Annotated in this window: 1 protein-coding gene; it reads right to left on the bottom strand. The window is 58.1% G+C overall.

The features are described from left to right. Positions 1-1,121: condensation domain-containing protein (locus BLW68_RS20885; protein ID WP_245728413.1), on the bottom strand; the 1,121-nt coding region annotated here is incomplete at its 3' end. Positions 1,122-1,174 lie beyond the last annotated feature (53 nt).

Here is a 1,174-nt window from a genome sequence, read left to right as displayed (position 1 = left end):
GGCTGCTGACGCACCTGCGCCTCAAACAGCTCATGCATGCACACATCCTGCGGATACGCCACTTCTGTGCGGTTCAGGTCGTGCACTAAATGCTGCATCTCTTGCTCGCTGAGCATGTCATCACGGCCAACAACCATACTCTCCAGCAGGCGCGTAAAATGATGGTCCAGGGTCTGTATCTGCTGCGCATCAAACAGCCCGGTATCCCAGGTCCAGCTAAGGTGCAACTGGTCACTCTCCAGGTGCACATCTAACTGCAATTCAAACTTGACCCGTACCTCATCCTGCGCCAGTTCCACCAGAGTCACCCCGTCCAGTGCCGGTGCACTGCCCGTAGAGGCCACATCAGCCACATTCATGGACAGCATGATTTGCACCAGCGGATTGTGCTGCGTGCTGCGCTCGACACTGAGCTGCTCTACCAACTGCTCAAACGGAATGTCCTGGTGAGCTTGCGCGCCCAGATGCACATCGCGCACATGGGCCAGATAATCGTCACGGGCAGTATCAACCCGCAGTACCAGAGTATTGACAAAGCAGCCTAGAAGCGGTGCCAGTTCCGACTGCAAACGGTTAGCCACCGGCGTACCGATAACCACATCCGTCGTGCCACTATGACGGGACACGACCTGAGCCAGCACACCGTGCAGTACCATAAACGGCGTCAGCTGATGCTCACCGGCCAGCGCCTCAAGCTGAGACACCACCTGTCCGGTCACCCTGGAATGCAAGCGGGCCCCTTGCCCACGCACCTGACTGCCACGTGCCCGGGCCAGCGGCAGACTATGCACCACCGGCGCATCAGCCAGTTGCGCTTGCCAATAAGCCAGCTGACTATCCATCACCTCACCACGCAGGTAATCTCGCTGCCACAGACTGTAATCGGCGTACTGTACCGCCAGCTCTTTGAGCGGAGACGGGCGTCCTGCCCGCAGAGCGTTATACAGCGTCACAAACTCCTCAGACAGTACCTGCATGGACCAGCCGTCCGACGCAATATGGTGCATGTTAAACAGCAATACACCGGTATCGGCTCCCGTAGCCAGCCAGCTCACTCTAAGCATCAGGTCATCGGATAAATCAAAAGCGCGGGAGGCATCGTCGCGTACCAGTGCATTCACCTGCTCCGGACTGACAGTCTGGCTGTCAGTCGCTATCCGGTGAACCCTCACCG

Origin of the sequence: Rheinheimera pacifica, from assembly GCF_900108485.1 — a bacterium.
In the GTDB taxonomy this organism is placed as follows: Bacteria; Pseudomonadota; Gammaproteobacteria; order Enterobacterales; family Alteromonadaceae; genus Alishewanella; species Alishewanella pacifica.
Note: the sequence above shows the minus strand (reverse complement) of the source record. Positions and strands in the feature narration are given on the sequence as shown.